The organism is Pseudoclavibacter sp. RFBJ3 (genome assembly GCF_002931375.1).
GTDB lineage: Bacteria > Actinomycetota > Actinomycetes > Actinomycetales > Microbacteriaceae > Pseudoclavibacter.
In genome coordinates this window covers 18,374-43,964 of record NZ_PSXZ01000028.1, presented here as the reverse complement: position 1 = coordinate 43,964, position 25,591 = coordinate 18,374, and the positions used below count along the sequence as shown (strand labels likewise).

Below are 25,591 nucleotides of genomic sequence, written 5' to 3'. Positions count from 1 at the left end.
GGCTTCCACTTCTACACCCGCGAGAAAGCCGTCACCAGCCGCTGGCTCGACCCCGCCAAGCACGGCGGCATCAACCTCGGCTTCCCCGAAAACGACTAGGAGGCGGGGCGCCCGCCCTGCGGGCGCCCCGTGTCCGCTTCGCGCCCGCCCCATGCCCGCTTCCCCGCGCAGGAGTTGTGGCGAGATGCGCTTCGGTACCGCGGCAGCAGCATCAAGCCACACCGCTGTCGCGGACGGGCGAGACGTGCAGGTGCCGCGCGGAGACACGAGGGAGGATGCACACGTGCGAATCCTCCTCAAGCTCGAGCTCGACTGCCCAACCGAACTGCTCGCCGACGCCCTCCAGCGGCCGGAAGCCTTCCGCGCAGTGGCGGGCCCACTCGCGGAAGTGCGCTCGCTCGAACCCGGCGGCTTCCCCGAACGCTGGTCGCCCGAGCGCCCGCACCGCGTCGAGATCCGCCTGCTCGGCGTGGTTCCGCTCGGCACGCAGGTCATCGACGGCCAGTACCGCGACCTGGGAGACGGGATGCACGAGCTCCGCGACCGCGGGTACCCGGAGTCGGGACTCATGGCCGTCATGACGACGTTCGAGCACACGATGGTCGTCTCGCCGCTGCCCGGCGGTCGCACGCTCTACCGCGACCAGCTCAAGCTGGGTGCTGGCCTCCTGACCCCGTTCGTGTGGTTCGGGATGTGGACCTTCTGGCAGAAGCGCGCCTTCAGCATGCGGCAGCTCGCAGACCGGCTCCGGAACGGGCAGTAGCCGCCGCGCGGAGTCAGGCGTCGTCGAGGAGGCGCATCGCCGACCACACCTCGGCCCGCCCGGCGAAGGACTGCAGGTCGATGCCGAGGAGCTGCTCTGCCGTGGTCACGCGGCTGCGAAGCGTGTGCCGGTGGATGCCGAGTGACTTCGCGACCGGGTCCCACGCGCAGTTCCCCTCCGTCCAGGCGGCGAGCGTGTCGAGCAGCAGGCGGCCCTGCTCCCCATGCTCGAGCAGGGGCTGCAGGACGCGGCGCGCGGTGACTCGGCCGTCGGCCGCTTCGAGCGCGCCGAGCATCCCCGTCGTGGCGAGGTCCTCGAACCGCACGGACGGCCGGTTCGGCGTGCTGCGCTCCGCGGCCTTGCGCGCCTCCGCGAGCAGTCGCGGCAGCTCAGGCCAGTCCCCGGGCGCGGAGGCGCCGGCCGAGAAGCCAGCTTCTGTGAGCGCCTCGAGCAGTGCCGCGCCCCCTCGTGCCGGCACGATCGCCACGAGGTCGTGGTCCCGTGCGGCGAAGAAGATCGGCTCAGGACCGGACCCCGCGAGCCGCTCGAGCCGGTCGAGCAGCGCCTGCCCTGGTTCGCCGCCCCGCGCCTGCATGACCCGGATCGGAGCCGCGGGGAGCTTGCCCCACACCGTCTCGGCAGTGCGCGTCGCCACCTCCATCTCGCCGGCGAGGAGCAGCTCCAGGAGGCCGACACGCAGGTGCCCGCGGGCCGCATCCAGCTCCCGATTCTGCTCGAGCGCGATCGACGCGTGACCGATCGCGCTCGCGACGAGGTCGTTGCCCGCCAGATCAAGCGGGGCTCGCCCGCCGACCGCGAGCACCCCGCGGAGCTGGCCGTGCTGGCCGACGGTCTGCAGGGTCACGTCACCGCTCTCGCCGTGCAGGTGCGCCCCCGAGCGACCGCCGCGCGCGAGGAGGCTCTGCACCATCCGCTCGATCTCAGGGGCTTCGCTCTCCGGCACCCGGATGCGCGTCTGCGCGTCCACGCGGAGCCCCGTCGAGTCGTAGAGCGCCACCCAGCTCTCCAGCTGCCGTTCGAGCTCGACGAGGATCGCGCCGAGACCGCCGGGCCTGAGGGCGGCCCTCGCGAGCTTGCGCTGCGCCTGCAGCGACCATTCGAGCCGTGCTCGCTGCTCGAGGGCGCGCTGGTCCGCGAGGTAGCGGATGATGCCGATGAACGGGGTGCGTTCGGCGACCTCGACGAGCGTCAGGCCGTGGCGCTCGCAGGCGGCGACGAGGGCAGCGGGCACCTCCGCGTGGATGACCTCGGTTGCGAAGCCGAGCGCCGCGATGTCGGCCGCCCGCAGTCGGGCGACATACGCGTCGAAGACGTCCTCGCTGGCAAGCGCTTGGAACCGAACGGTCGCGGTCGCGGACACCGGCGAGCGCAGTCCGTTCGCGGCGCTCTGCGGCTGCGCTCCGGGGTCCGGCGCCTCGGACACCGCGAACTGCATGCCGTCGGTGAGCAGGAGCTGGCCGGCTTCGAGCCACGGTGTCGGGTCGCCGAGGTCGGAGCTGTGCGCCCACACGAGCTCGCGGTCCAGTGCGCTCGCGTCCGCGGCGTGCAGCACCCGCAGCTTGAACTCGGTCTCCTCCACGAGCTCGCGCAGCGTGACACTCACGCCAGCCCCCTGTGCGCGGAACCATGCTGACGCTTTTGTCGAGTCATGGCACCCATTCTCACCGATTTGACCACGAACGCGGCGCATGCGGGGCCGCAGAGTGGAGACATGACCGCTCCCACCCTCAGCACCCACCTCAGCAACACGGACGTTCGCGAGCGCGACCTCGCCTCGGTGTTCCACTCCTGGTCAGCTCAGGGGAAGATCTCGCCGCTGCCCATCGCCCGCGGCGAAGGCGCGAGCCTGTGGGACTTCGACGGCAACGAGTACCTCGATTTCTCGAGCCAGCTCGTGAACGTCACGATCGGCTACCAGCACCCGAAGGTCATCGCGGCCATCCAGGAGCAGGCCGCGAAGCTCGTGACGATCGCCCCGGCGCACGCCAACGAGACCAGGGCGAAGGCGGCGGAGCTGATCCTGTCGCACGCACCAGAGAGCTTCTCGAAGGTGTTCTTCACGAACGGCGGTGCGGATGCGGTCGAGAACGCGATTCGCATGGCCCGCCTCTCGACGGGGCGCGACAAGGTCGTGTCCCTGTACCGCAGCTACCACGGCAACACGGGAGCCGCGATCGTCGCGACCGGCGACTGGCGACGCATCCCCAACGAGTACGCGCGCGGCCACGTGCACGCCTTCGGCCCGTACCTGTACCGCTCGGAGTTCTGGGCCGAGACGCCCGAGCAGGAGAGCGCACGGGCACTTCGACACCTCGAGCGCGTCGTCCAGGCGGAGGGCCCCGCGTCCGTCGCGGCCATCCTCATCGAGAGCATCCCAGGAACCGCTGGCGTGCTCGTGCCGCCGCCCGGGTACCTTGCCGGCGTGCGGGAGATCTGCGACCGCTACGGCGTCCTGCTCATCCTCGACGAGGTCATGGCCGGGTTCGGGCGGACCGGCGAGTGGTTCGCATTCGATGCCTACGATGTCCGTCCCGACCTCATCACCTTCGCGAAGGGCGTCAACTCGGGCTACGTGCCGGTCGGCGGGGTCGTCATCTCCGAGGAGATCGCCGCGCGCTTCGACGAGGAGGTCTTCCCAGGCGGGCTCACGTACTCGGGGCATCCACTGGCCGCCGCATCCATCGTCGCGACCCTCGAGACCATGGAGGAGGAGGGCATCGTCGAGAACGCGGCCCGCCTCGGACGCGAGGTCATCGGCCCCGCACTGCACGAGCTTGCCGCACGTCACGACGTCGTCGGCGAGGTGCGCGGCAAGGGCGTCTTCTGGGCGGTCGAGCTGGTCAGCGACCCGCTGACGCGCGCCCCGCTCGCCGCGGCCGACATGGCGACCATCAAGTCGCAGCTCGTGGCCCGCGGCCTGCTGCCGTTCGTCGCCGACAACCGCATCCACGTCGTGCCACCCGCGGTCATCACCGACGCCGATGCGCTCCGCGGCATTGCCATCATCGACGAGGTGCTCGCCGGATTCTGAGCGCTGGGCCTCGGCGCCGCCGCGCTCATGCACGACTGGACTGCTGCGGCAATGGGCGTCGCCGCGAACGGAATCGCGTTTCCTGTCCAACTTCCGTGACGATTCGGCATCGGCGGACCACCGGGGCGTCAGCGCAAGCACGGCGTCACGGAAGTTGGACAGCCGCGGCTTCGCGCCGCAGGGAACGCCCGCGGCCGAGGGCCTACTTGTCCTCGGGCGGCGGAATCAGCGCCATGAGCGCGGTGAGGCCACCGATCACGAGGCCCGTCTTGGTGTGCGCGGCCGTCACCCCGCGGCTGGCGCGACGCTCGCCGAAGCGGTAGATCCACCGCTCGCCGGCGACAGCGGCGAGGATCGCCCCGGCTCCAGCAGCCGTGGCGAGCCCGCCGAGGGCGACCCGGCTCGCCGGAGAGAGCGAGATCCAGAACTGGGAGAAGCTCTGCGGCTTCCCGTCTGCACCGTCTTCACCGTTCGGTCGCTCGACCGACGCCGGGTGTGGCGCATCAGCCTGCTCGCCTGGGCCGCCGATGAGCTCGCCCGGTGCCTGCGCCGCCGGCTGCACGAGCAGCTCGGTGTCTTCGGTGCGGCCTCGCTTGCCGATCTTCAGCTCGTCGTACTCCGACGCCGCGAGCCCGCCGACGCCGAGGGCCAGCATCGTCTTCGCGACTCCGCGACCAGCCCTCGACGAGATCACGTCAGGGGTGGCGTAGTAGAGGGCGGTCAGCGCGCCCTGTCCCGCTGCCAGGATCGCGCGCTTGCGGAGGTCGGTTCTCGGAGAAGTCATGCCCCCATTGTCCCGATTCGGTCTGATCAGAGCCTCAGCGGCGAACCGCAGCGCGGCTAGGCCGCGCCTCCACCTGCGGCCATGCGCATGAGGTCGGAGTTCAGCTGGATGCCGAGCTCGGTTCCGCCTGCGCTGCCGAGCTCGTGCTGGTAGCCGCCCCAGTTGTCGCCGCGGATCGTTTGCTCGACGCCAGCCTCCATCAGAGCGAGGAGCTCGACGGATGCGCGCTCGATGCGGGACCCGAGGCCCGCATCCTGCCAGTCCTCGGTTGAGGCGAAGAGCGACGTGGGCACGGTCATGGTGCGCAGGTACGCGAACATCGACCGCATCTGCTCGTCCACGACAAGCGCGTGACGAGCAGTGCCAGCGGTTGCGGCGAGCACGACGGGCTTGGCGATGAGGAGGTCGTTGTCGAGGGTCTGGAAGAACGACGTGAAGAGTCCGCTCGGCCCGGCCTTGTAGACGGGGGCGGCCGCGACGATGCCGTCGGCGTCGCGGAGCGCCGCGATGGCGCGCTCGAACTGGGGGCCGAAGCTCTGCGAGCCGAGGGCTGCTGGCAGTTCGGGGAGGAGCATCCGCAGATCGATGTGCGTCGATACGACGTCACGGCCTCGTGTCGCCGCGAGCTTGGAGACGCCACGCTCGATGCGGTCTGCGAGCAGCTTCGTCGACGACGGGTCGCTGATACCGGCGTTGACGACGGCGACGCGGTAGGCGCCTTGTGCGTTGGTCATGGAAGTCCTTCCGAACGGGTTGGAGCTGAGGAGAGAGCGAAAAGGAGAGGCGAGGAGCCGAACGGATGCGCGGGGCCGGTCGAATGGGCCGGCCCCGCGCACTCGCTTCGCGGTCGCTAGGCGACGAGCGCGGTGTCCTGGTAGGGCGAGGAGCCGGTGACGTTGTCGCCGCGGTTCTCGTTGGGGCGCGGCTGGCGCGGCGCGGCGTCGCCGTACTTCGCGAGGACAAGCGACTCGTGCGTGGGCGCGTCTGGGACCTCGGCGGGGCGGAGCGCCTCGAGCTCGCGGCGCAGCACGGGAACCACTTCGGAGCCGAGGAGCTCGAGCTGGTCGAGCACCATGCCGAGCGGCAGGCCTGCGTGGTCCATGAGGAACAGCTGGCGCTGGTAGTCGCCGAAGTGCTCGCGGAACGTCAGGGTCTTGTCGATGACCTCCTGCGGGCTGCCGACCGAGAGCGGGGTCTGCTGCATGAAGTCCTCCATCCGCGGCCCGTGGCCGTAGACGGGTGCCTCGTTGAAGTAGGGGCGGAACTGGTCCTTCGCATCCTGCGAGTTCTTGGCGATGAACGCCTGCCCGCCGAGGCCGACGATCGCCTGCGATGCCTTGCCGTGGCCGTAGTGCTCGTAGCGCTGGCGGTAGAAGTCGATGAGGCGCATGTAGTGCTCCTTCGGCCAGAAGATGTTGTTCGCGAAGAACCCGTCGCCGTAGAAGGCGGCCTGCTCGGCGATCTCCGGGGTGCGGATGGATCCGTGCCACACGAACGGTGCCACGTCGTCGAGGGGGCGGGGCGTCGAGGTGAAGCCCTGCAGGGGAGTGCGGAACTTGCCTTCCCAGTCGACGACGTCCTCGCGCCAGAGGCGGTGGAGCAGATTGTAGTTCTCGAGGGCGAGGGGCAGGCCAGAGCGGATGTCCTTGCCGAACCACGGGTAGACGGGGGCGGTGTTGCCGCGGCCGAGCATGAGGTCCATGCGGCCCTTGGAGAGGTGCTGCAGCATCGCGTATTCCTCGGCGATGCGCACGGGGTCGTTGGTCGTGATGAGGGTCGTCGATGTGGAGACGCGCAGCGTCTTCGTGAGTGCCGCGATGTGCGAGAGGAGCACGGCGGGCGAGGAGGAGAAGAAGGGCGGGTTGTGGTGCTCGCCGATGGCGAAGACGTCGAGGCCGACCTCTTCGGTCTTCTGGGCGATCTTGACGATCGCGTCGATGCGCTCGGCCTCGCTCGGCGTCTCGCCGGTGACCGGGTTGCGTGTGATGTCGCTGACGGAGAAGATTCCGAACTGCATGTTCAGCCCTTTCGTTGTGGATGCACGGGCCGGGTCGGTCCTGCTTCTGGATTCCCAACTCCATGCATATGCATACAACGTAGCGCGTACGGATCTATTCCCGCGTGCTCGACTCCACTGGCAGCACACCTTCGACGGGAGCAGCGACAGGGGCGGCGACGGCGGTTCGAGCCCGCATCTCTGGCACGCGCCCCTGGCTCGCGAGCACCCCGACCACAACGATCAGACCGCCGAGCGGCTGGTTCCAGTGCACCGACTCCCCCAGCACCACGACCCCCAGGATGACGCCGACAACTGGCGAGAGATAGGTGACGGTGGATGCGCGGGCCGGACCCCAGTCGCGCAGGATGCGGTTGTACCAGATGTAGGCGAGTCCGGTCCCGAGCACGCCGAGCCCCGCGACGGCCAGGAGCACCGGCAGGTCGATCGCGACCTCGCCCCGCGCGGTGAGGGGCGCGAGGAGCCACACGATGACGGCGGCCAGGCCGATCTGGACGGTCGACAGGGTGATCGTGTCGTATCCCGAGCTCGTGAGGAACCGGCGCATGTAGAGCCCGGCGAATCCGTAGGAGATGGTGGCGCCGAGGCAGGCGAGCTGGGCGGGAAGCAGCTCGGGCACCTGGCCCGTGCCGATGAGCTGCCAGGGACCCGCGAGCACGACGACCCCGCTCAGGCCGACCACGAGGCCGACGATCTGCGTGCGCGTGAGTCGCTCGCCGACGAGCACAAGCGGCATGAGCAGGAGCGTCATGATGGGTGTCGTCGCGTTGTAGATGCTCGAGAGGCTGCTCGGCATGTACTGCCCAGCCCAGGCGAAGAGCGAATAGGGCACAACCGCGAGCGCGAGGGACACGACGAGCATGTGCACCCAGATCTTCCGACCCCTGGGCCAGCGTCGCCGAGTGACCAGCATGATCGCGACGAGTGCCGCGGCCCCCAGCGTGAGCCGTCCCAACACGAGCTGCGCTGGACTGAGCCCCTCGAGCCCGACTTTCATGAAGAGGAAGCTCGCACCCCAGACGAGGGAGAGGACGACAAAGGCGGCGACGGTGCCGCGGGTGTTGCCGGTAGGTCTCATGGGACTTATTGTTGGCGGCACCCCGACATGAGGCAAATGCATCTGCTTCATCCCCACATGAGGAGACCTCATGAGCGTCACCATCGCCCAGCTCCGTGCGCTGGTCACGGTCGTGGATCGCGCGTCCTTCACCGTTGCCGCCACCGAGCTGGGGGTCAGCCAGTCGGCGATCTCGCACTCCGTGACGGGCCTCGAGAAGGCTGTCGGCGGCCGGGTCCTGCGCCGCGACGGCGGGATCACCCTCACCGCGCTCGGCCTCGGCGTGATCGAGCACGCGCGAGCCGCGCTGGCCTCCGTCTCAGCGCTGGAGAGCGCCGTGCGCCGCGACGAGACCCTGTCCGGCACCGTCCGACTCGGGGCCGTCGCGACGGTCTGCCAGGGACTGGTCCCTGACCTGCTGGCCCTGTGGTCCGCGCGGCTGCCCAACATCGCCGTGTCGATCTACGAGGGCGACGACGAGGAGATGCCCGAGTGGCTCGAAGCGGGACTCGTGGACGCCGCGGTCCTCGTCGAGCCATCCCCCGCGCCGCCAGGCGGGCTCCTCGTCGCCACGGACGAGTTCGCCGCGCTTGTGCCTGCCGACCACCCGCTCGCGCAGCAGGACTCAATCCCGCTCGACGAGCTCGACGACGACGGCCTCATCGTGTCGACGGGCGGATGCGAGACGCACGTCAGGAAGATGCACGACGAGCTCGGGCTCCCCTACGTCTTCTCGCACCGCGTCCGCGAGATGAGCACGATGTTCCGCATGGTGCAGCAGGGCATGGGTGTCGCCGTCATCCCGTCCCTGGGGCGCGGGATGCTCCCGGACGACCTCGTGATGCGCCCGCTCACGGCACGCAGGCCGCGGCAGCTCGTGCTGTCCGGGCCCAACACTCGCCCATGGCACCCGCTTGTGGGGGCACTCGTCGATGCGACTGGCGTCGACTTCGCGAGCACGGTGAAGGTCGAGCTCTGACGGCCCCTCAGGCTTCGGAGGGTTCGGCTCCTTCGAGGTACGCGACGATCGCGTCCACGATCTCGGCTGGCGTGCCCGCGACGGGAACCACGACCCCCGCCTCCCAGGGCGCGAGCGGTTCGAGCACCTCGAACTGACTGTCGAGCAGCGTCGTCGGCATGAACTCGTGCTGTCGCGTTGCGAGGCGTGAGGCGACGAGGTCGCGCTGGCCTGACAGGTGGATGAAGCGCAGCTCTGGCACGCTCGAGCGCAGCAGCTCCCGATACCAGCGCTTGAGCGCCGAGCAGGCGACGATCGTCACGCGCCCTTCGGCGGCGTTCGCGGCGATCGTCGCGCCGATGACCTTGAGCCAGGGCACGCGGTCTTCGTCGTCGAGGGGGTTCCCTGCCGCCATCTTCGCCTTGTTGGCGGGCGGGTGCAGGTCGTCGCTGTCGATGAAGGTCACGTCGAGTCGTGCCGCCAGTGCCGAGCCGATCGTGGTCTTGCCCGTGCCCTGCACCCCCATGACGACCATGGGCGGATGCGCAGGAGCGGGACGCGCGGCGCCTTCGGCCTCCGCAGCGCTCACGACGCGGCCCCGTCCACGCGAGCGTCGGCGTCGGCCTCGGCCTCGGCGAACGAGAGCAGCACCTTCGACGACCTGGAGGCATCACCGGCCACGGCAAACGCCTCGAGCGCCTGCTCGACCGGGAACTCGTGCGTGAGCACTGCATCCACGACCAGTGAGCCGTCGGCGAGCGCGCCGATCACGGCGTCGATCTCGTCGGTGAAGCGGAACGAGCCGACGAGGGTCAGCTCGCGAGTGATCGCGAGCGACAGCAGGGCGGGGACCTCACCGCTGCGCTGCAGACCGAGCAGGACGACGCGGCCCGCGCGACCGGCGCCACGGATGGCGCTGGCGAGCCCCGGCACCGTGCCAGACGACTCGATGACGACGTCGGCGTGCACGGCGGCGATCGCCGCCGCATCGCGCGCGTCGATGACGCGATTTGCCCCGAGCTCGGTGGCGACGGCGAGCGGCAGCTCGTGGAGGTCGCTCGCGATGATCTCGGCGGCGCCGTGGTGCTTCAGCACGGCGACGACGAGCGCACCGATCGGGCCGGCGCCGATGACGAGCACGCGCTTGCCTCGCACGTCTCCAGCCTGCCCGACTCCATGCCAGGCGACGGAGGCCGGCTCGGCGAGGGATGCCAGCTTGAGGTCGAGGCCCGCTGGCAGCACGCGGAGCATGCGTGCTGGCAGGGCGACGCGACGCGCGAACGCCCCCTGGGTGTGCGGGATGCGCGCGGCAGAGCCGAGATAGGTGCCGGCAGGAGAGAGGTTCGGTCGCTCGGCCGGGTAGGGCGTCACGCCATCCTCACCCTGCGTGGCGGGGTGGACGGCGACTTGCTGGCCGACCCGAGGGCCGCTCCCGTCAGCCGCTGCCTCGAGCACGGTGCCGACGATCTCGTGGCCGAGGAGGAGCGGGTCACGCAGGATCGACTCCCCCGCGGCCCCGTGCATCCAGTAGTGCAGATCCGATCCGCACACGCCGCCATACGCGATCGCGACGACGGCCTGATCCGGGGTCGGCTCCGGTTCCGGCAGCGCATCGAGCCGCAGGTCGTCCTTGCCGTGGGCGACGACTCCGAGGTTCTCCTGGGTCACTTGCGATCTCCTTGCACGTCGAATGGTTCGTGAGTCAGACGCACGGCGTCACCAGCGGCACGCCCGCGACGGTGATCTCGATGAGGTCCCCGGGTTCGGCTGCGAACCCCGACTTCGGGGCGCCCGTCATGATGATGTCGCCGGGGCCGAGCGGCACCCAGCTCGTGACGTAGGCGACGCACTCGGCGATGCCCGCTGGCAGCTCCTGGCTTCCGGTGAGCACCTTCCGCTCGCCGTTGATGCGCACCTCGAGCTCGGCGGCGGCGAGGTCCGCTCCCGTCTCGATCCAGGGGCCGAGCGGCGTGTAGCCGACGCCGCCCTTGCCCTCGAAGTTCCGGGGGTCGATGCTGCCCCGGTCTGGGTTCGAGATGTCGTTCACGGCGGTGAGACCGAGGATCACGGTGTGCGCGTCCTCCGCAGACACGTCGACCGCGTCACGGCCGATGACGACGCACACCTCGCCCTCGATGACGACCTTGCCGACGCCTCGGCGCAGCGCCACCGGGGTTCCGCTCGGCACGACCGTGCGGGGGCTCTTCAGCCAGGCCTGCACCGGAGAGGGATGCTCTGGGCCGTTCTGCGCGATCCCGACGACGATGCGCGGCTCGCTCGGAGCGAGCAGCGTCGCACCCGCGACATCCTCGCCCTCGCGCGTCGGCTCGACGCCGCGTGCGAACGCCTCGTAGGGGTCGCTGCAGGGCACCCACGAGTCGCCATCGGCGAACGCGTGCGTGACGGTGCCGTCACTGGTCTGGATCCTGGAGATTCGCATCACACAACCGCCGTCATTCCGCCATCGACATAGATCGTCTGGCCGTTCACGAACGCCGAAGCGTCACTGGAGAGGAACACGAGCGTGCCGACGAGCTCGTCGACCTGCCCCCAGCGCCCGGCGGGCGTCCTCTGGGCCACCCAGGCCGAGAACTGGGCGTCGTCGACGAGCGCCTTCGTGAGCTCGGTCGCGAAGTAGCCGGGCGCAAGCGCGTTCACGGTGATCCCCGCCGGCGCGAGGTCGGCGCAGAGCCCCTTCGTGAGCATCACGATGGCGCCCTTCGTCGCACTGTACGGCGCGATCGAGGGGCGGGCGATCTGCGACTGCACGCTCCCGATGTTCACGATCTTGCCGGTGCCGCGCTCGAGCATGCCGCGAGCCACGCGGCGCGAGAGCAGGAAAGCGCTCGTGAGGTTCGTGGCCAGCAGCTCATGCCAGTCGGAGTCGGTGAACTCGGCGATGGGGGCGCGCCGCTGGATGCCCGCGTTGTTGACGAGGATGTCGACCGTTCCGATGCTCGCCTCGAGTTCGCCGATGCCGGCATCGACGGCTGACGCATCCGTCACGTCGAAGGTCGAGACGATCGGCTCGGCCGTCGTTCCCTCGAGGCCGAGGGCCTCGGCGATGGACGCCGCCGCGCGCTCGGCTTTCGCCCGGTCCCGTCCGTGCACCACGACCCTGGCCCCCGCGGCGGCGAGACCGCCCGCGAGTGCCCGGCCGATGCCCTGGCTCGACCCCGTGACGAGGGCTGTCCGACCCGTGAGGTCGAACGCCTTCAGCCCGGCGGGGAGGCTCACGACTTGGCCCCCACCGCGGCGGATGCGCTGCTCGCGGTGCCTGCGGCAGCTGCGGCCTCGTAGATGTCCTGCAGGTCGATCAGGCCGGTGTCCTCCTCGTCGGTGGAGACGCGAATGGCGTCTTCCTTGCGGAGCAGGTCGCGGCCCTTCGTCTCTGGAACGAGGAACGTCGCTGCAGTGGTGATCGCGGCGAGCGTCGCGAGGTAGAGCCCCATGACCACCCAGTTGCCGCCGGTGAGCGTGAGCAGCCACGTGCCGACCACGCCGGCCAGGCCGCCGGCGAGCACGGCAGAGAGCTCTCGGGCCATGGCCACGCCGAGGTAGCGGTGCTTGTTGCCGAACAGCTCAGGGAGCATGGCGCACTGCGGCCCGAGCATCGAGTTGACGGCCACACCGATACCGACGGCGATGACGGCGATCGTGAGGGGTCCGTTGCCGAGCGAGAGCATCCACCATGCGGGGAATGCGAAGAGCAGCATGAAGACGGCGCCGAACCGGTAGACGGCGCGGCGGCCGAGCTTGTCGGAGAGGTGACCTGTGAGCGGCACCGAGAAGATGCCGATGAGCGAGCCGATCGTGACACCCCAGGTCGCGATGCCGCGGTCGACGGGGTTCGCGATGAACGTGCCGGCGACGAACGCCAGCGACACGTTCTGGAAGATGTACGAGCCGCCGTTCTCGGCCATGCGCAGGCCGATGCCCGTGATGACGCCCGGCATGCCGCGGGTGAAGATCTCACGGATCGGGTGGTCGGCGACCTGGTCGCTCTTCTCGAGCTCGACGAACGTCGGGGTCTCACGGAGGCGCATGCGGATGAACAGCGCGACGAGGATGAGGGCGAAGGACCCGAGGAACGGGATCCGCCAGCCCCACGACAGGAACGCCTCATCCGGCATGAGCGTCAGCAGGCTGAAGACCACGGCCGCGAGGAGCGTGCCGGCCTGGATGCCGACGAACGGGAGCGCGGAGAAGAACCCGCGTCGCTTCACGGGCGCGTACTCGGCCATGAGCACCGTGGCACCGGCCTGCTCGGCGCCGGCGCCGAAGCCCTGTGCGAGACGCAGGAGAACGAGCAGCGCCGGGGCCCACAGCCCGATCGTCTCGTAGGTGGGGAGGAGGCCGATGGCGGTGGATGCGCCGCCCATGAGCACGATCGTGATGACAAGCACGCCCTTGCGGCCGAGGCGGTCACCCATCGTGCCGAAGAAGAGCCCGCCGAAGGGTCGGGCGACGAAGCCGACGCCGTAGATGGCGAAGGCCCCGATGACGGCGACGGCCGGGTCGCTCTGGTCGAAGAAGAGCTTGTTGAAGACGAGCGCGGTCATGAGGCCGTAGAGCGCGAAGTCGAAGTACTCGAGGGCGGAGCCGATGCTCGAGGCCAACGTCGCGCGGCGCAGGTTGTCTGCGTACTCCGGGTCGTCGGTCGGCACTGGAGGCCGGGTGTTCTCAGTCACGAAACATCTCCTTTGATGTGCGGTGCACCGAGGCCGTGGTGAGCCCGTCGGTGCATGCTTGCTGACCACAAGCTAACACTCCAGTGGACGACGTTCAACACTTTGAACGCACGAGATGTTGCCGAGGCCTGAGCTACCGCCCTGCCAGCGGGTTCGTGAGCTCCCGCGCAGCCTCGACGAGCGCCGCACCGACGCGAGCGACGTGCTCAGCATCCGCGAGCTCCGTCGGCAGAGCCGCCCCGAGCGCAAACGGGGGATCACTCGGCGACCAGGAGGCGAGCGGCACCGCGACGCCCGTCACTCCCCCGACCGAGCCGTTCGAGTCGATCGAGTAGCCGCGCTCCCGAGCGACGGCGAGGCAGTCGAGCAGCTCCCGCGTCGTCCCGATGCTCTGCGGCGTCAGCTTCGGGAAGGAGGCGGAGGCGCCGACGAGCTCCACGACCTCCTCGTCGTCGAGACGCATGAGCAGCGCACGACCCGAGGCCGTGAGCGCCGCCGGCAGGCGCGAACCCAGCGGCGTGCCCAGCTGGTAGCGCCGTCGACCCTCGTGACGAGCGAGGTAGACCGTGTCCGGGCCGTCCAGCATGACCACCTGCACGAGCTCGCTGCGAAGCACGGGAGACGCATCGCATACCCCGAAGAACTCTCTGATCTGGTTGAACTGCTGCGCGAACGCGCCGCCGAGCTCGGCCGTGCGCCTGCCCAGCTGGTACCCCTGCGGCACACGCTGCAGCATCCGCCCGTCTTCGAGCACGGCGACCAGATTGGCGGTCGACGATTTCGCGATACCGAGCGCCCTGGCGATATCGCTCAGCGTCATGGGCGCGCCATCAGCGTCGGCCAGCAGCGACAGGATGCGCAGCGAGCGCGTCACCGCCGGCGCGAGGTCGCGCTCCGGCGCGTCCTGCGCGCCCGCCTTCGTTGATGCATCCGCAGCTTCTGGCACGGTGCCGCTCCTCGCCTCGTCACTCCTGCTGGCCCGTTGACGTCGCAACGGGCCCACAGGTGGGAAATCAGTAGAACTCGACGATATCGACAACGTTCTTGAGCGGCTCACCGTCGAGGAGCCGGCGCGCGTTCTCGGCGAAGAGCTTCGCTATTCGGGGCTCCTCCGCGCTCGAGAGCGCGGCCGTGTGCGGGCTGACGAGCACGTTCGGGTGCGCCCAGAGCGGGCTCTCGGCTGGCAGCGGCTCCACCTCGAAGACGTCGAGGGCCGCGAACCCGACGCGGCCGTCGTCGAGGGCCGCGAGAAGCGCGGATTCGTCGATGACCGTGCCGCGCCCGACGTTGGAGACGATGACACCCGGCTTCACGTTCGCGAAGACCTCCTCACCGAGGAGTCCCGTCGTTGCATCGGTGCCGGGGAGCGTGACAACGATGGCGTCAGCCTCGGACACGGCCGAGGCGAGCTGGTCGATGGGCACGAGCCTGTCGACACCCTCGACAGCCTCGCCACTGCGCGTCGTGCCGAGCACGGTGGCACCGAGGGCCGAGAACTTCAGCGCCGCCGCCTTGCCGATGCCGCCGAGGCCCACGATGAGCACGGTCATCTCATCGAGCTGGCGCATCTCCCAGCGGCCCGTCCACTGCCGGGCCGACTGCTGCTGCTGCAGGCGCGGAAGATCCTTCGCCCCGGCGAGCACGCCGAAGAGCGCGAACTCGGCGAGGGTCCCGCCGTGGACTCCGGCACTCGTCGTGAAGACGATTCGCTCGAGCGCATCCTGGCCGAGGGCCGCCGCCTTCACCTGCCCTCCACCGCCCGCCGCCGTCGCATGCACCCAGCGGAGTCGCGGGTTGGCCGCGACCGTGCGCGCGAGGGAGGCGGAGTCGACATCCGGGAGCCCGAAGAGGACGTCGGCCGAGTCGATCAGCTCGTCGAACGCGGCCTGCTGCTCGGGAGTTCGAGTCACGCTCGGATCTCCGGACCAGTCGGCGGGCCCTCGCATAGGCCGGTAGAACGTGTGGTCCCGCACGACTTCGAGTCGAGGCTCGAGGCGCTCGACGAGCTGGCAGAGCTCCTCGCTCAGGTCGACGGCGACGACCGCGCGCAGTTTCTGGGGGCTGTCAGTCATGGGATCCTCTTCGATTCGTGGCGACAGGTGCAGTCTCTCGTGGTGAAGTCTACGTCGATTCAACACTGTGGACACTGTCCTACACAATGATCAGCAGGCTAGGGTGTGCTCATGACCACTGCTGCTCACACTCCTCGCGTCGGCGTACTCGGCCTCGGCGCCATGGGTCTCCCGATGGCCGGCCACCTGCTCGCCACGCACGGCACCCTCCAGCTCACGGGGCGCCGCCCCGACCGGGCAACCGCCCTCATCGAAGCGGGCGCCACCTGGCACGAGTCGCCACGCCAACTCGCCGCGGCCAGCGACGCGATCCTCGTCATGCTCCCCGACCTCCCAGAGCTCGAGGCCGTGCTCGCCGGGGACGACGGCCTGCTCGCTGGCGCAGGAGAGCTGCTCATCATGGTCGGCTCCACCGTGTCGCCAACCGGGCTCCGCGAGCTCGCGGAGCGCCTGGCCAGCGAGAGCGAGGGTCGCGTTCGCGTCATCGACTCCCCCGTCTCCGGAGGCGAAGACGGCGCGAAGGCTGGCACGCTCTCGATCATGCTCGGCGGAGGTGACGACGAGGTCGCGACGGCCACGAGCATCCTGAACCCCTGCGGACGCCCCGTGCACCTCGGGCCGCTCGGCGCCGGCGAGGTCGCGAAGGCCTGCAACCAGATGATCGTGTCGTCCACGATCCTGGCACTCGGCGAGGCGAGCGTGCTCGCCGAGCGCAGCGGCATCGATCTCGCCGTGCTCTGGGACCTGCTCGGCGGCGGCTACGCCGGATCCAAGCTGCTCGAGAGCAGGCGCGAGAAGCTCGTCACGGGAGACGACTCCCCCTCCGGCGTCGCCAAGTACATGGTGAAGGACCTCACCTTCGCAGCCGACGTCGCCGACGCGACCGGCACGCACCCAGTGCTGCTCCCCACCCTGCGGGCCGCCTTCGACGAACTCGTGGATGCTGGCCTGGGCGAGCGGGACATCGCCGTCACCAGACGCTTCGTCGCGGAACGCTCCGAGAACTAGACCGCGAGCGACGTCCGCGGCGCGAGGAACTGGATGTCCTCGCGAGGAACGCGCTGCTTCCCGCCGCGCAGGTAGCCGTAGGCGAGCGAGGTGACCACGCCCTCCTCGGCGTTCGGGCCCGCTGAGAACGTGAAGTCGAGGGTGAGCGTCGAGCCGACGGGAACCTCCTGCGTCGTGGTCCACACCTTGCTCGGCGCCGTGGCCCAGCCCTCTTCGTTCAGGAAGCCGGGGCGAGCAGCCCCGTCGATCGCCACCGTGGCGACGTCGAACGCGGTAATGAAGTCGGTCGGCTGGCTCGCGAACGAGTACTCGATGGTCTCGCCGGCAGGGATCGGGTTGGGTCCGGTGGACGTGATCGTGAGCTGCCGCGGGAAGGAGTAGGTGTACTCGCTTCCATCGATCGTGACCGGATGCACTCCCCACACGGTCGAGAGCGTCGCATCCCACGGCTCGATGTCCTCGATCTGGGACGTGTACGTGACGGTGTTGTTGCTCAGGTCCGGGTCTCCGCTGGTGATCACCTCGACCTTCCAGGGCGCGAGGTCGGGGAGCATCTCCGTCAGCGCGCTCGGTTGAGTGGGAAGGACACGGAGCCGACCCTCCGCCCCAGCCGCAATCGGCTCCGGGTGCTCGGCCGACTGGGTCGAGACGTTCCCGACCGTCGTGATCGGCCCCGGAACCGAGCCTTCGGTCCATTCGACTGCCGTCGCCCAGCGGGCGTCCCAGCTCGCGCGCGCCGTGAATCCCGTCGGCGCTGGCGCCGTGCTCAGATTCGTGACGGAGAACATGGTCCCGACCGTGAGCGACTGGAGCTGCAGGCCGTCCTCGCTGTACCAGGAGTCGGTGTAGCCGGCTCCGTTCGTGAGCTGGAGGTCTGCGCCGGTCGCGCCACTCGCGGAGGAGGCCGGGGCGGCACTGGCCAGAGCGATGACCGGAAGAGACCAGGCTGCTCCGGTGAGGATGCTGCGGCGTCCGATCTCGCGTCGCTCGCTGTTCGAGGCGCCGGCGGCGTGTGTGGAGGGTGTGGTGCGGGGCATGGCGGGGGTCCAATCTGCGGAAGCCATCGGGGAGGTCGTACGGCTGCGGCTCTCGCACCGAGGTGCGGAGAAGAGGCGCTTACGATACCCGGATTTCCCCGGTGAATTCCCGCTATCGCCCGGGGAGTTCTCCCCGGGCGAGAGCACTACCAGGAGAACGGCACGGCAGACAGAATGGTGACGCACTGCTGACCGGCCGGTGGCGTGAAGGTCACCGTGCTGCCGACTCGGCTCCCCAGGATGGCCTCCCCGAGGGGCGAGTCCGACGAGTAGACGTCGATCGCGACGCTCGGGTCCAACCCGGCGAGCACCCTGCTTCCGAGCAGGAAGGTCGCCTCGCGCCCGGCGTCGTCGAAGCGCACCGTGACCTGCATACCAGCCTCGACGAGCCCATCGTCGGGCTTGGCGGCGACCTCGGCATGATCGATGAGCTTTCGAATCTCCCTGCCTCGCGCCGACGAGTCGGCGCCCCCGCGCAGCAGCGCCTCGAGCTCGTCCTGCAGGGCACGCAATGCCGTCGGCGTCATCCAGACCGTTTCCACGGGAACCTCCTCTTTCATGTCGCGAGGCGACAAAAGGGTAAACGATCATGATAGCCCAAAAGCCCCCAGAAAAGGCATTTACCCCGAGGATGAGAACGCGCAGGAAATGGACTATGGTCGTCCGGATACCCGCCAGCTGAGAAAAGGGAAGCGAGTAAGAGAATGGCAGACAGAAAGTCCAAGGAAAACGCGAAGAAGGCACCACAGCTCACGCTGAAGGAGCGACGCGCACTCAAGCGAGACAAGACCCAGGCAGAGGACCCGTTCAAGCGAAAGAGCTAGAACGACAGGCCACACGGGACACCTGAGACCACCGGAGGCTCCCATGCGCCTCCTTCGCAGCTCTGAACGAGGTATCAAGCCATGTTTTCGTCGAACCCCGGCGCCTTTTCGGCGCCGGGGCATCGTCACGCAGGAAAAGCAGCCAAGGAGATCGTGCCCAAGCTCATTCTTCGGGGCGACGCCTTACCGTGCCTTGCCGCCCTTGATCCACGTTTTCGGTCAGATGAAAACGGAGCCTCGACATTCGAGGGACTGGCGGATTCTCCTGTCTCCCTGGTTATCGGAAGAGACGCCTCTCGAAGAGAGAATCGCCGAAGCTTGTCCGACCTCCTCCAGGAGGTCATGCACGACTGCGTCGCGCTCTCCTCGAAGCTGCCGAAGCTGCGCCACGTCATCGTGGTGCTCGCGAACCCGGGCCTCAGTGATTCGATCGTTCTCACCGCCTGCGAGCAGGCCGCCTCGCGACTCTGCGAACGGGTCGCGAGAGAACACGGCGACTACCTGGTCACGACATTTCTCCTCGTCGCCGATTGCGACGACCCTGAGTTGCTCGCTCGACGCATCCGCGACCGAGCCGCGCAGCCACCGGCGACCGATTCCGCCTGCGCACTCACCTGGGACGACATCAGGGACGTCTCCATCGAGTTCGCGGCCATGAATCGCTACGTCTGACACCGGCGCAGTCACTCAGGGGCGTCCGCCTCCTCTGGGAGGCCGACGCGCAGCAGCCGGCGACCCCAGGCTCGCAGCGCGTCGACGAGTTCAGGTGGTCCGACGACCTCGCACCGGGCATCGAGCCTGGCGAGCAGGTAGACGACGTAGTCGAGGTCGTCCGTGCGCATCCGCACCTCGCTCCACCCTTCTTCGAGCTCGAGGACCACACCCCACTGACCGACCTCCGCCCGTGCCTGCTCGGCTGGCACCTCGACTCGCACGACCGCCTCGTAGCGGGTGGGCAGGTTGCGGATGCTCGACTGCACGAACGCGTCAGCATCGCCTCCCGGAATGGGCCGCGAGCCGAAGCTCTTCGGCAGGGACTCGACGCCGCGCATCCGGTCGAGGCGGAACGTGCGCCAGCCGCCCGCCCCCTCGTCGAACGCGACGAGGTACCAGCGGCGGGCGACCGGGACGAGCGCGTGCGGCTCGACGAGCCGACTCGAGAGGGCACCATCGCGCTTCTCGTAGTCGAACGCCAGCATCGTGCGGTCCCGGCAGGCCGTCGCGACGCTGGCGAGCACGGCGACCTCGACCTGGGGCGCCCCCTCGCGCGCCTGCCCGGCACCGACCGTCGAGCCGATACCAGCAGCGAGCTTGCGCACGTGCATCGGCAGCACTGGCACGATCTTCGCGAGCGCGCCGACCGCCGCGTCCTGCACCCCTTGGACCCCACTGGCAGTCACGGCCCTGAGTCCGAGCACGATCGCCAGGGCCTCCTCGTCGCTGACCATGAGTGGCGGGAGCGAACCGCCAGCGCTCAGCCGGTACCCGCCCCCGACGCCGCGCGTCGTCTCAACCGGGTAGCCGAGCTCCCGGAGCTGCTCGACGTCACGCCGCAGCGTGCGCGGGCTCACCCGGAGCTTCGCGGAGAGCTCATCGCCGGTCCAGAACCGGTGGTTCTGGAGGAGCGTGAGCAGCGTGAGCATGCGGGATCCGGTGGACATGATCCCATCGTAGGGAGATAGCGGCCAGCATCCGTCCGCAATTACCGTCATCGTGAATCCTGCAAGCATCACCCGACCCGCTTCCGAATGTCGGAGGACAGGTGGATGATGAGAACACCGATTCAGGAAATCAGGGATACGCATGGCCGACACCACACCCCCGTCCACACCTGAAGAACGCTCCTCGGCTCCAGAGGCCTCGCCGCGAGCGCTGCCGCATCAGGACGTGCCGACGCTGGCGACCCTGCGCAGCTTCTACCAGGTGCTCGTCAACACGCTCATCGCCAACGTCACGACGAGTTACCTGTGGTTCGCGCTCACCTTCTGGGCGTACCTCGAAACGGGTTCGGTGCTGGCGACGTCCATCATCGGCGGCAGCTACATGCTGCTCGTGGCGGTCTTCGGCATGATCTTCGGCGCGATCGTCGATCACATGAAGAAGAAGGCCGTCATGCTCATCTCGAGCGCGGTGACCCTCATCACCTACCTGCTCGCCGGCGTGCTCTACCTGAGCTTCCCGGAGGAGGCGCTCGTCGACTGGAACGGCATCTGGTTCTGGCTCTTCGCCGGCGTCATCCTGGTCGGCGGGGTCGTCGAGAACCTGCGCAACATCGCGCTGTCGACCACCGTCACGCTGCTGGTGCCCGCCGACCGGCGCGACCGGGCGAACGGCCTGGTCGGCACGGTGCAGGGCATCGCGTTCATGGTCACCAGCGTGTTCTCCGGCCTGTCGATCGGCCTGCTCGGCATGGGGCCGACCGTGCTCATCGCGATCGTCGCGACCGCAGTCTCGTTCGCTCACCTCCTCTTCGTGTCGATCCCCGAACGCGGCATCGCCCACGACCCAGAAGGAGGCGCTGCGAAGGTCAACTTCCGCGGCGCGATTCCCGCCGTCATGCTCGTGCCCGGCCTGCTCGCGCTCATCCTCTTCACGACGCTCAACAACCTCGTCGGCGGCGTCTTCATGGCGCTCATGGACCCGTATGGCCTCACCCTCTTCTCGGTCGAGATGTGGGGAGTCTGGCTCGGCGTCACGAGCATCGGCTTCATCGTGGGCGGCGGCCTCGTCGCGAAGTTCGGCCTCGGGAAGAACCCCGTCCGCACCCTCCTCATCGTCAACATCGGCGTCGCCCTGCTCGGCGCGACGTTCACCATACGCGAGTACGGCTGGCTGTTCATCGTCGGCATGTTCATCTTCATGGCGATCATGCCCATCGCGGAGGCGGCAGAGCAGACCGTCATCCAACGCGTGGTGCCGTTCGAGAAGCAGGGACGCGTGTTCGGCTTCGCGGCCACCGTCGAGTCGGCCTCGACGCCCATCAGCGCGTTCATGATCGGCCCCATCGCGGAGTTCTGGCTCATCCCATACATGGAGTCCCGCGAGGGCCAGGAGTCGCTGGGGTGGATGCTCGGCGACGGCGATGCCCGCGGGATCGCGCTGGTGTTCCTGGTCGCGAGCGTCCTGCTGCTCGGCCTCGTCATCGTCGCGTTCGCATCCCCGCAGTACCGTCTCCTCTCGAAGTCGTACGCGGAGACTCCGCCGCCGAACTCGGAGGCAGCCGAGGCGGCTGAAGGGGCCGTCGTCGCGGAGGCACCGGAGGAGGCCGAGCGGCAGCGTTAGGCGTCGCGCCAGGTCTTCGCCACGACCCGAAAATCACCGTCGATGTTGGCGAGCGACAGGTGGTCCTCGAAGACCTGGTCGAGGATCCTCAGCCGCACCTTCGCGACGACCAGGTCGGCGGAGAGGAAGTCGAGCGACAGCAGCTCGTCCTCGCGCGCCTGCCCGACCGACTGCGGCGACGGTCGATTGGCGACGATCTCGCGCCACTCGGCGAAGGGCATGGCGGTGAACGTCCCGTCGGTGACGTCGTACAGGCTCGCGGAGCTGTCGAAGACCCGGTCGAGCTTGGTGACATCGCACTCGTGCAGCGCTTGGAAGTAGAGGTCGACGGCGGAGGTCACGGCGGGGACTGCGTGGAGTGACATGAGGGCGGATCCTTCGGTTGTTGGTGTGCCATCCATTCAATCCGGGGCTGCGCGGAGAGTGAAGGCTCACTCAACGGCCCTCCGCTCTCGAGGGAACGGATTCCACGGTAGTTTCGGGCTCATGCCACCCGATCAACGGTCCAGCCTCGACGGCACCGATCATGCGATCCTGGCGCACCTGCAATCGGACGGTCGCGCCAGCATCGCCGACGTCGCCAGGTCGGTCCTGCTGTCGCCCAGCGCGACGGCGGAGCGGGTGCGCCGCCTCACGGACACCGGCGTGATCACCGGCTACGCGGTCACCGTCGACGCGGAGGCGCTCGGGTACACGGTCATGGCGTTCGTGCGACTCGCCTACCCCTCCGGCAACTACAAGCCGTTCCACGACCTCGTCGCGACGACGCCGGAGATCGTGGAAGCCCACCATGTGACCGGGGCGGACTGCTTCATCATCAAGGTGCTCGCCAGGTCGATGCGGGACCTCGAGCGGATCACGAGCCGCCTGGCGATGCTCGGGGGCATCACGACGAACGTCGTCTACTCCAGCCCGCTCCCCGCTCGCCACATCTCACCGGCATAACTCACCCGCTTCGGCGAGAATCGCCGTCATGAGCGATCGAGTCTCCCCCAGACAATTTCGGCAAGCGGACGGCACCGCCGACTGGCGGGTCGTGGGCGACGGCGCCCGCGCGAACTTCACGACCGGCGGCTTCGCGAAAGGTGCCGCGTTCGTTGCTGAGATCGCCCGCGCCGCCGACGAAGCCGATCATCACCCCGACGTGGACCTCCGCTACGGCTCGGTCATGGTGCGCCTCATCAGCCACGACGTGGGCGATATCAGCGAACGAGACACCGCCCTCGCCGCACGCATCTCCGAGATCGCCCGCGGGCTGGGCATCGAGGCGAGCACGGGCGCCGTGCAGAGCATCCAGATCGCGATCGACGTCGTCGACGTCGATGCCGCGCTCCCCTTCTGGGAAGCAGTCCTCGCGTACGAGCGGCGCGGTGGCGAAGACCTCGCCGACCCGATCGCCGTCGGACCGAACGTCTGGCTGCAGCAGATCGACGCGCCCCGCGCCGAGCGGAACACGATGCACGTCGACGTGTACGTTCCACGCGACCAGGCTGACGCTCGCGTCGCAGCGGCGCTCGCCGCCGGCGGGCGCATCGTCGACGACACCAACGCCCCGGAGCACTGGACGCTCGCCGACCCGGAGGGCAACGAAGTCGACGTCGCCCCGTGGCGCGACGACAGCCCATGGAAGCCCGAGTAGCGCGCATCCGCCACCGCAGCGCAGTGCGACGGAAAGTTCAGACCCGAGACGCCCCGAGTCAGCGACCGTTTCGCAGCTGACGACGCCCGCATAGCTTGGCCCGAATACGCCAGGTACCAGCGAGGTGAGGAGTCCCGATGTCCGCGCAACCCAAACCCTCAGCAGTGATGTCGATGGGCACGCTCCGGCTCGTGGAGGCGGGCGAGCAGGTCGAGCCACGAAGGCTCGCGCACGCCAGGACCGACGCGCAGCTCCTCCAAGAGCTGCGCGCACTCCGCCGGGAGAACAGCGACCTCGCCGAGAGACTCCACGAGAGTGAGGCGCGGCTCCGGGGCGTTCAGAAGCGACTCCGAGTCCTCCAGAAGGCCCGGGATGAGGGCGTGCCGAGCATCGACTTCGCCGACCAGGAGGAATGGGCTCGCCACCAGATCCACGTCAGCTGGCTGCAGAACTCCTCCGCGTTCGACCGGGCCGCGCATCCGCTCGGCGAGTACCTCGTGGGCCCCGCCTTCGCCGCCTCGGTCAGATCACTCGCGCCGCAGCTCCAGGCGAAAGCGTGGCGTGCGGCCGTCGACGTCGTGACCGGACGCGGTCGGCACCTGCACTCGAGGGGCGCGCATCCGCTGCGCAGCGGCAATGGCGCGCACGCCCACGACGTCGTCCGCGACGACGGCGCGAGGTGCTTCCGCTACTCCGTCGGCTTCAAGGCGGCGGGTGCCAGACGCCTGCACGCCTGGCACCTGCCGGACGGGCGAGTGGAGCTCTGCCGCGTCGTCGCCCACGGCGACATGTCACCGTGAGCCGTGGCCGACACCCCGGCCCGGCGGCTCAGACGGCAGCCGCGACATCGAGCACCCAGGTCACTCCGAAGCGGTCGCGGAGCATCCCGAAGCCCGCTGACCATGCCGAGGCGGCGAGCGGCTCGATGACGGCGGCCCCCACGGACAGGGCATCCCAGTAGGCGGTGATCTCGTCGAGCGTGTCCCCGCTCGCCGCGAGGAAGAAGGGCTGGGTCGTCACGGTGGCGCCCTGCTCCCGCCGCGTCTCCCCCACCGCGCCCGCGAGCCCCTCGGCAGCTTCGCCGAGGGTGTCGTAGGCGAGCACGCGGAAGCCGTTGGGGGCATCCACTCTGCCGAACACGACATTGGATGCGCCCGGCAGCTCGGCGGGCATCCCGAACTGCGCATAGGTGGCGATCGAGACCTCGCCGCCGAAGACGCCCGCGTAGAACTCGAGTGCCTCGCGCGCGGTGCCGGCGAAGTTGAGGTGGGTCGTCGTGGTGATGCTCATGGTGTTCCCGCTTCCTGACTGGATTCGATGGTGCGCGGCTCGTGCCGCTGCGGCGAGGATGACAGCAGTAGCGGACGGGTTCGGTCCTCTACTCGGGGGACACTGATCGCATGACCTCGGCAACCTCCTCGCGCATCCTCACCCTGCTGTCGCTGTTGCAGACTCGGCGAGAATGGTCGGGCCTGGAGCTCGCCGAGCGTCTCGACGTGACCCCGCGCACCGTTCGCCGCGACATCGACCGGCTGCGCGAGCTCGACTATCGGATCGAGGCATGGAAAGGGCCCGCGGGCGGCTACCGCCTCGCGGCTGGCTCGGAGCTGCCACCGCTGCGGTTCGACGACGAGCAGGCCGTCGCGATCGCGGTGGCACTGCGCGGTGCGCCCGCGCTGGGAGTCGATATCGACGATGCCGCCGCGCGTGCCCTGGAGACGGTGCGACAGGTCATGCCGTCGAGGTTGCGGCACCGGGTCGATGGCATCCGCTTCACGGGGTCGGCCGGCGCGCGGGCCGGGGAGCTCGTCGACCCAGACGTGCTCGAGCTCGTGAGCCGAGCGGCCCAGGAGCACCGCACGCTTGGGTTCGACTATGCGGGCGACTCGTCGCACGCCGCCGTCGGCGCGGCGACCCCGACGCCCCCTCGGCGGTTCGAACCGCACACGGTGCTCGCACGGAACGGGCGCTGGTACCTCGTCGCCTGGAACCTCGACCGGAGTGAGTGGCGCGTCTACCGAGTGGACCGGATCGTGCCGCGGAGCCAGCTGGGCGCCCACTTCGAGGAGCGGCAGCTGCCGAGCGGCGACGCCGCCGCCTTCCTCGCGGCGCGGTTCTCAGGCTCGAGCGCGGAAGACCGGTGGCCGTGCACGGGCGACCTGCTCCTCCGCGTTCCAGCGAGCGAAGCCACGAAGTGGTTACCGGATGCGGTGGTCACCGAAGTCGACGACTCCTCCTGTCGGGTGCTGCTCGGCTCGTGGTCGTGGACCGGCGTCCTCGCGTCGATCACGAGGTTCGATGCCGACTTCACGGTGCTCGGCCCGCAGCAGCTCGTCGAAGCATCCACGGCTCTCGCCGAGCGCCTTGCAGCGGCGAGCCGGCGTCCCTGAGCGTGGTCGGAGGTGGG

General features: G+C 69.2%; 27 protein-coding genes. 10 read left to right on the top strand and 17 right to left on the bottom strand.

Going from position 1 to position 25,591, the window contains the following annotated elements:
* Window positions 1-283 precede the first annotated feature (283 nt).
* Window positions 284-763, top strand: coding sequence for a hypothetical protein (locus C5E07_RS18485; RefSeq protein ID WP_146080656.1), 480 nt, complete (start codon window positions 284-286; stop codon window positions 761-763).
* A gap of 13 nt (window positions 764-776) precedes the next feature.
* Here C5E07_RS18485 and C5E07_RS18480 read toward each other — a convergent pair whose 3' ends face one another.
* Window positions 777-2,387, bottom strand: a complete 1,611-nt coding sequence (locus C5E07_RS18480; protein WP_181058180.1) for a PucR family transcriptional regulator — start codon at window positions 2,385-2,387, stop codon at window positions 777-779.
* A 108-nt stretch (window positions 2,388-2,495) separates the two neighbouring features.
* Here C5E07_RS18480 and C5E07_RS18475 point away from each other — a divergent pair, with 108 nt between their 5' ends.
* The gene (locus C5E07_RS18475) at window positions 2,496-3,815 is read left to right on the top strand and encodes an aspartate aminotransferase family protein (protein WP_104301472.1); all 1,320 of its coding nucleotides are present in this window, start codon (window positions 2,496-2,498) and stop codon (window positions 3,813-3,815) included.
* A gap of 202 nt (window positions 3,816-4,017) precedes the next feature.
* Here the strand turns inward: C5E07_RS18475 and C5E07_RS18470 are convergent, their stop codons facing one another.
* The 4 genes from C5E07_RS18470 to C5E07_RS18455 form a co-directional block, all read right to left on the bottom strand.
* Window positions 4,018-4,599, bottom strand: coding sequence for a hypothetical protein (locus tag C5E07_RS18470; RefSeq protein ID WP_104301470.1), 582 nt, complete (start codon window positions 4,597-4,599; stop codon window positions 4,018-4,020).
* 56 nt (window positions 4,600-4,655) lie between these two features.
* Window positions 4,656-5,333: a CE1759 family FMN reductase gene (locus C5E07_RS18465; protein WP_104301468.1), complete on the bottom strand. Its 678-nt coding sequence runs from the start codon at window positions 5,331-5,333 to the stop codon at window positions 4,656-4,658.
* Between the two features lie 116 nt (window positions 5,334-5,449).
* Window positions 5,450-6,616 (bottom strand): LLM class flavin-dependent oxidoreductase, encoded by a 1,167-nt coding sequence (locus tag C5E07_RS18460; RefSeq protein ID WP_104244763.1) that lies wholly within the window; start codon window positions 6,614-6,616, stop codon window positions 5,450-5,452.
* A 94-nt stretch (window positions 6,617-6,710) separates the two neighbouring features.
* Window positions 6,711-7,694, bottom strand: a complete 984-nt coding sequence (locus tag C5E07_RS18455) for a DMT family transporter (RefSeq protein ID WP_104301466.1) — start codon at window positions 7,692-7,694, stop codon at window positions 6,711-6,713.
* 70 nt (window positions 7,695-7,764) lie between these two features.
* Between C5E07_RS18455 and C5E07_RS18450 the strand changes: the two genes are divergently transcribed.
* Window positions 7,765-8,652, top strand: coding sequence for a LysR family transcriptional regulator (locus C5E07_RS18450; protein WP_104244759.1), 888 nt, complete (start codon window positions 7,765-7,767; stop codon window positions 8,650-8,652).
* A 7-nt stretch (window positions 8,653-8,659) separates the two neighbouring features.
* Here C5E07_RS18450 and C5E07_RS18445 read toward each other — a convergent pair whose 3' ends face one another.
* The 7 genes from C5E07_RS18445 to C5E07_RS18415 all read right to left on the bottom strand — a co-directional run bounded on the left by C5E07_RS18445 (window position 8,660) and on the right by C5E07_RS18415 (window position 15,394).
* Complete coding sequence (locus tag C5E07_RS18445; protein WP_308471389.1) at window positions 8,660-9,220, bottom strand: gluconokinase; 561 nt, start codon at window positions 9,218-9,220, stop codon at window positions 8,660-8,662.
* Window positions 9,217-10,299 (bottom strand): L-idonate 5-dehydrogenase, encoded by a 1,083-nt coding sequence (locus C5E07_RS18440; protein WP_219820130.1) that lies wholly within the window; start codon window positions 10,297-10,299, stop codon window positions 9,217-9,219. Before C5E07_RS18440 ends, C5E07_RS18445 begins: the two co-directional genes overlap by 4 nt.
* 34 nt (window positions 10,300-10,333) lie before the next feature.
* Entirely contained in the window at window positions 10,334-11,071 is a 738-nt protein-coding gene (locus tag C5E07_RS18435) for a fumarylacetoacetate hydrolase family protein (protein ID WP_104301462.1), read from the bottom strand.
* Window positions 11,071-11,868, bottom strand: coding sequence for an SDR family oxidoreductase (locus C5E07_RS18430; protein ID WP_258063559.1), 798 nt, complete (start codon window positions 11,866-11,868; stop codon window positions 11,071-11,073). The genes C5E07_RS18435 and C5E07_RS18430 overlap by 1 nt, the downstream gene beginning before the upstream one ends.
* Complete coding sequence (locus C5E07_RS18425) at window positions 11,865-13,322, bottom strand: MFS transporter (RefSeq protein ID WP_104301460.1); 1,458 nt, start codon at window positions 13,320-13,322, stop codon at window positions 11,865-11,867. The genes C5E07_RS18430 and C5E07_RS18425 overlap by 4 nt, the downstream gene beginning before the upstream one ends.
* Before the next feature lie 133 nt (window positions 13,323-13,455).
* Window positions 13,456-14,268: an IclR family transcriptional regulator gene (locus tag C5E07_RS18420; protein WP_258064050.1), complete on the bottom strand. Its 813-nt coding sequence runs from the start codon at window positions 14,266-14,268 to the stop codon at window positions 13,456-13,458.
* 67 nt (window positions 14,269-14,335) lie between these two features.
* Complete coding sequence (locus C5E07_RS18415) at window positions 14,336-15,394, bottom strand: D-2-hydroxyacid dehydrogenase (protein WP_104301458.1); 1,059 nt, start codon at window positions 15,392-15,394, stop codon at window positions 14,336-14,338.
* A gap of 111 nt (window positions 15,395-15,505) precedes the next feature.
* Here C5E07_RS18415 and C5E07_RS18410 point away from each other — a divergent pair, with 111 nt between their 5' ends.
* On the top strand, window positions 15,506-16,402 hold the full coding sequence (locus C5E07_RS18410; protein WP_104301478.1) for an NAD(P)-dependent oxidoreductase: 897 nt from the start codon (window positions 15,506-15,508) through the stop codon (window positions 16,400-16,402).
* Here the strand turns inward: C5E07_RS18410 and C5E07_RS18405 are convergent.
* Window positions 16,399-17,466: a hypothetical protein gene (locus C5E07_RS18405; RefSeq protein ID WP_146080655.1), complete on the bottom strand. Its 1,068-nt coding sequence runs from the start codon at window positions 17,464-17,466 to the stop codon at window positions 16,399-16,401. The genes C5E07_RS18410 and C5E07_RS18405 overlap by 4 nt on opposite strands.
* A 119-nt stretch (window positions 17,467-17,585) precedes the next feature.
* Window positions 17,586-17,981: a GreA/GreB family elongation factor gene (locus tag C5E07_RS18400; protein ID WP_219820129.1), complete on the bottom strand. Its 396-nt coding sequence runs from the start codon at window positions 17,979-17,981 to the stop codon at window positions 17,586-17,588.
* Between the two features lie 600 nt (window positions 17,982-18,581).
* Here C5E07_RS18400 and C5E07_RS18395 point away from each other — a divergent pair.
* Window positions 18,582-18,935, top strand: a complete 354-nt coding sequence (locus C5E07_RS18395) for a hypothetical protein (RefSeq protein ID WP_104301452.1) — start codon at window positions 18,582-18,584, stop codon at window positions 18,933-18,935.
* Window positions 18,936-18,946: 11 nt separating this feature from the next.
* Here C5E07_RS18395 and C5E07_RS18390 read toward each other — a convergent pair whose 3' ends face one another.
* The gene (locus C5E07_RS18390; RefSeq protein WP_181058178.1) at window positions 18,947-19,924 is read right to left on the bottom strand and encodes a YafY family protein; all 978 of its coding nucleotides are present in this window, start codon (window positions 19,922-19,924) and stop codon (window positions 18,947-18,949) included.
* Window positions 19,925-20,066: 142 nt separating this feature from the next.
* On the opposite strand from C5E07_RS18390, the gene C5E07_RS18385 reads away from it, so the two are divergent.
* Window positions 20,067-21,545 (top strand): MFS transporter, encoded by a 1,479-nt coding sequence (locus tag C5E07_RS18385; RefSeq protein WP_104301448.1) that lies wholly within the window; start codon window positions 20,067-20,069, stop codon window positions 21,543-21,545.
* Here C5E07_RS18385 and C5E07_RS18380 read toward each other — a convergent pair.
* Window positions 21,542-21,910, bottom strand: a complete 369-nt coding sequence (locus tag C5E07_RS18380) for a nuclear transport factor 2 family protein (protein ID WP_104301446.1) — start codon at window positions 21,908-21,910, stop codon at window positions 21,542-21,544. The genes C5E07_RS18385 and C5E07_RS18380 overlap by 4 nt on opposite strands.
* A gap of 121 nt (window positions 21,911-22,031) precedes the next feature.
* Between C5E07_RS18380 and C5E07_RS18375 the strand changes: the two genes are divergently transcribed.
* The 3 genes from C5E07_RS18375 to C5E07_RS18365 all read left to right on the top strand — a co-directional run bounded on the left by C5E07_RS18375 (window position 22,032) and on the right by C5E07_RS18365 (window position 23,984).
* A complete protein-coding gene (locus C5E07_RS18375; RefSeq protein WP_104301444.1) occupies window positions 22,032-22,490 on the top strand; it encodes an Lrp/AsnC family transcriptional regulator in 459 nt (152 codons plus the stop codon).
* Between the two features lie 28 nt (window positions 22,491-22,518).
* Entirely contained in the window at window positions 22,519-23,184 is a 666-nt protein-coding gene (locus tag C5E07_RS18370) for a VOC family protein (RefSeq protein ID WP_104301442.1), read from the top strand.
* A gap of 137 nt (window positions 23,185-23,321) precedes the next feature.
* Entirely contained in the window at window positions 23,322-23,984 is a 663-nt protein-coding gene (locus tag C5E07_RS18365; protein ID WP_146080654.1) for a hypothetical protein, read from the top strand.
* Window positions 23,985-24,012: 28 nt separating this feature from the next.
* Here the strand turns inward: C5E07_RS18365 and C5E07_RS18360 are convergent, their stop codons facing one another.
* On the bottom strand, window positions 24,013-24,474 hold the full coding sequence (locus tag C5E07_RS18360; RefSeq protein ID WP_104244729.1) for a VOC family protein: 462 nt from the start codon (window positions 24,472-24,474) through the stop codon (window positions 24,013-24,015).
* A gap of 110 nt (window positions 24,475-24,584) precedes the next feature.
* Between C5E07_RS18360 and C5E07_RS18355 the strand changes: the two genes are divergently transcribed.
* A complete protein-coding gene (locus C5E07_RS18355; RefSeq protein WP_104301438.1) occupies window positions 24,585-25,574 on the top strand; it encodes a YafY family protein in 990 nt (329 codons plus the stop codon).
* Window positions 25,575-25,591 lie beyond the last annotated feature (17 nt).

What these genes read in the sequence shown, in the direction of transcription:
- C5E07_RS18475 (WP_104301472.1), top strand. Translation starts at nt 2,496, where the DNA reads ATGACCGCTCCCACCCTCAGCACCCACCTCAGCAACACGGACGTTCGC.
- C5E07_RS18470 (WP_104301470.1), bottom strand. Translation starts at nt 4,599, where the DNA reads ATGACTTCTCCGAGAACCGACCTCCGCAAGCGCGCGATCCTGGCAGCG.
- C5E07_RS18465 (WP_104301468.1), bottom strand. Translation starts at nt 5,333, where the DNA reads ATGACCAACGCACAAGGCGCCTACCGCGTCGCCGTCGTCAACGCCGGT.
- C5E07_RS18460 (WP_104244763.1), bottom strand. Translation starts at nt 6,616, where the DNA reads ATGCAGTTCGGAATCTTCTCCGTCAGCGACATCACACGCAACCCGGTC.
- C5E07_RS18455 (WP_104301466.1), bottom strand. Translation starts at nt 7,694, where the DNA reads ATGAGACCTACCGGCAACACCCGCGGCACCGTCGCCGCCTTTGTCGTC.
- C5E07_RS18450 (WP_104244759.1), top strand. Translation starts at nt 7,765, where the DNA reads ATGAGCGTCACCATCGCCCAGCTCCGTGCGCTGGTCACGGTCGTGGAT.
- C5E07_RS18435 (WP_104301462.1), bottom strand. Translation starts at nt 11,071, where the DNA reads ATGCGAATCTCCAGGATCCAGACCAGTGACGGCACCGTCACGCACGCG.
- C5E07_RS18415 (WP_104301458.1), bottom strand. Translation starts at nt 15,394, where the DNA reads ATGACTGACAGCCCCCAGAAACTGCGCGCGGTCGTCGCCGTCGACCTG.
- C5E07_RS18410 (WP_104301478.1), top strand. Translation starts at nt 15,506, where the DNA reads ATGACCACTGCTGCTCACACTCCTCGCGTCGGCGTACTCGGCCTCGGC.
- C5E07_RS18405 (WP_146080655.1), bottom strand. Translation starts at nt 17,466, where the DNA reads ATGGCTTCCGCAGATTGGACCCCCGCCATGCCCCGCACCACACCCTCC.
- C5E07_RS18390 (WP_181058178.1), bottom strand. Translation starts at nt 19,924, where the DNA reads ATGTCCACCGGATCCCGCATGCTCACGCTGCTCACGCTCCTCCAGAAC.
- C5E07_RS18385 (WP_104301448.1), top strand. Translation starts at nt 20,067, where the DNA reads ATGGCCGACACCACACCCCCGTCCACACCTGAAGAACGCTCCTCGGCT.
- C5E07_RS18380 (WP_104301446.1), bottom strand. Translation starts at nt 21,910, where the DNA reads ATGTCACTCCACGCAGTCCCCGCCGTGACCTCCGCCGTCGACCTCTAC.
- C5E07_RS18375 (WP_104301444.1), top strand. Translation starts at nt 22,032, where the DNA reads ATGCCACCCGATCAACGGTCCAGCCTCGACGGCACCGATCATGCGATC.
- C5E07_RS18370 (WP_104301442.1), top strand. Translation starts at nt 22,519, where the DNA reads ATGAGCGATCGAGTCTCCCCCAGACAATTTCGGCAAGCGGACGGCACC.
- C5E07_RS18365 (WP_146080654.1), top strand. Translation starts at nt 23,322, where the DNA reads ATGTCCGCGCAACCCAAACCCTCAGCAGTGATGTCGATGGGCACGCTC.
- C5E07_RS18360 (WP_104244729.1), bottom strand. Translation starts at nt 24,474, where the DNA reads ATGAGCATCACCACGACGACCCACCTCAACTTCGCCGGCACCGCGCGC.
- C5E07_RS18355 (WP_104301438.1), top strand. Translation starts at nt 24,585, where the DNA reads ATGACCTCGGCAACCTCCTCGCGCATCCTCACCCTGCTGTCGCTGTTG.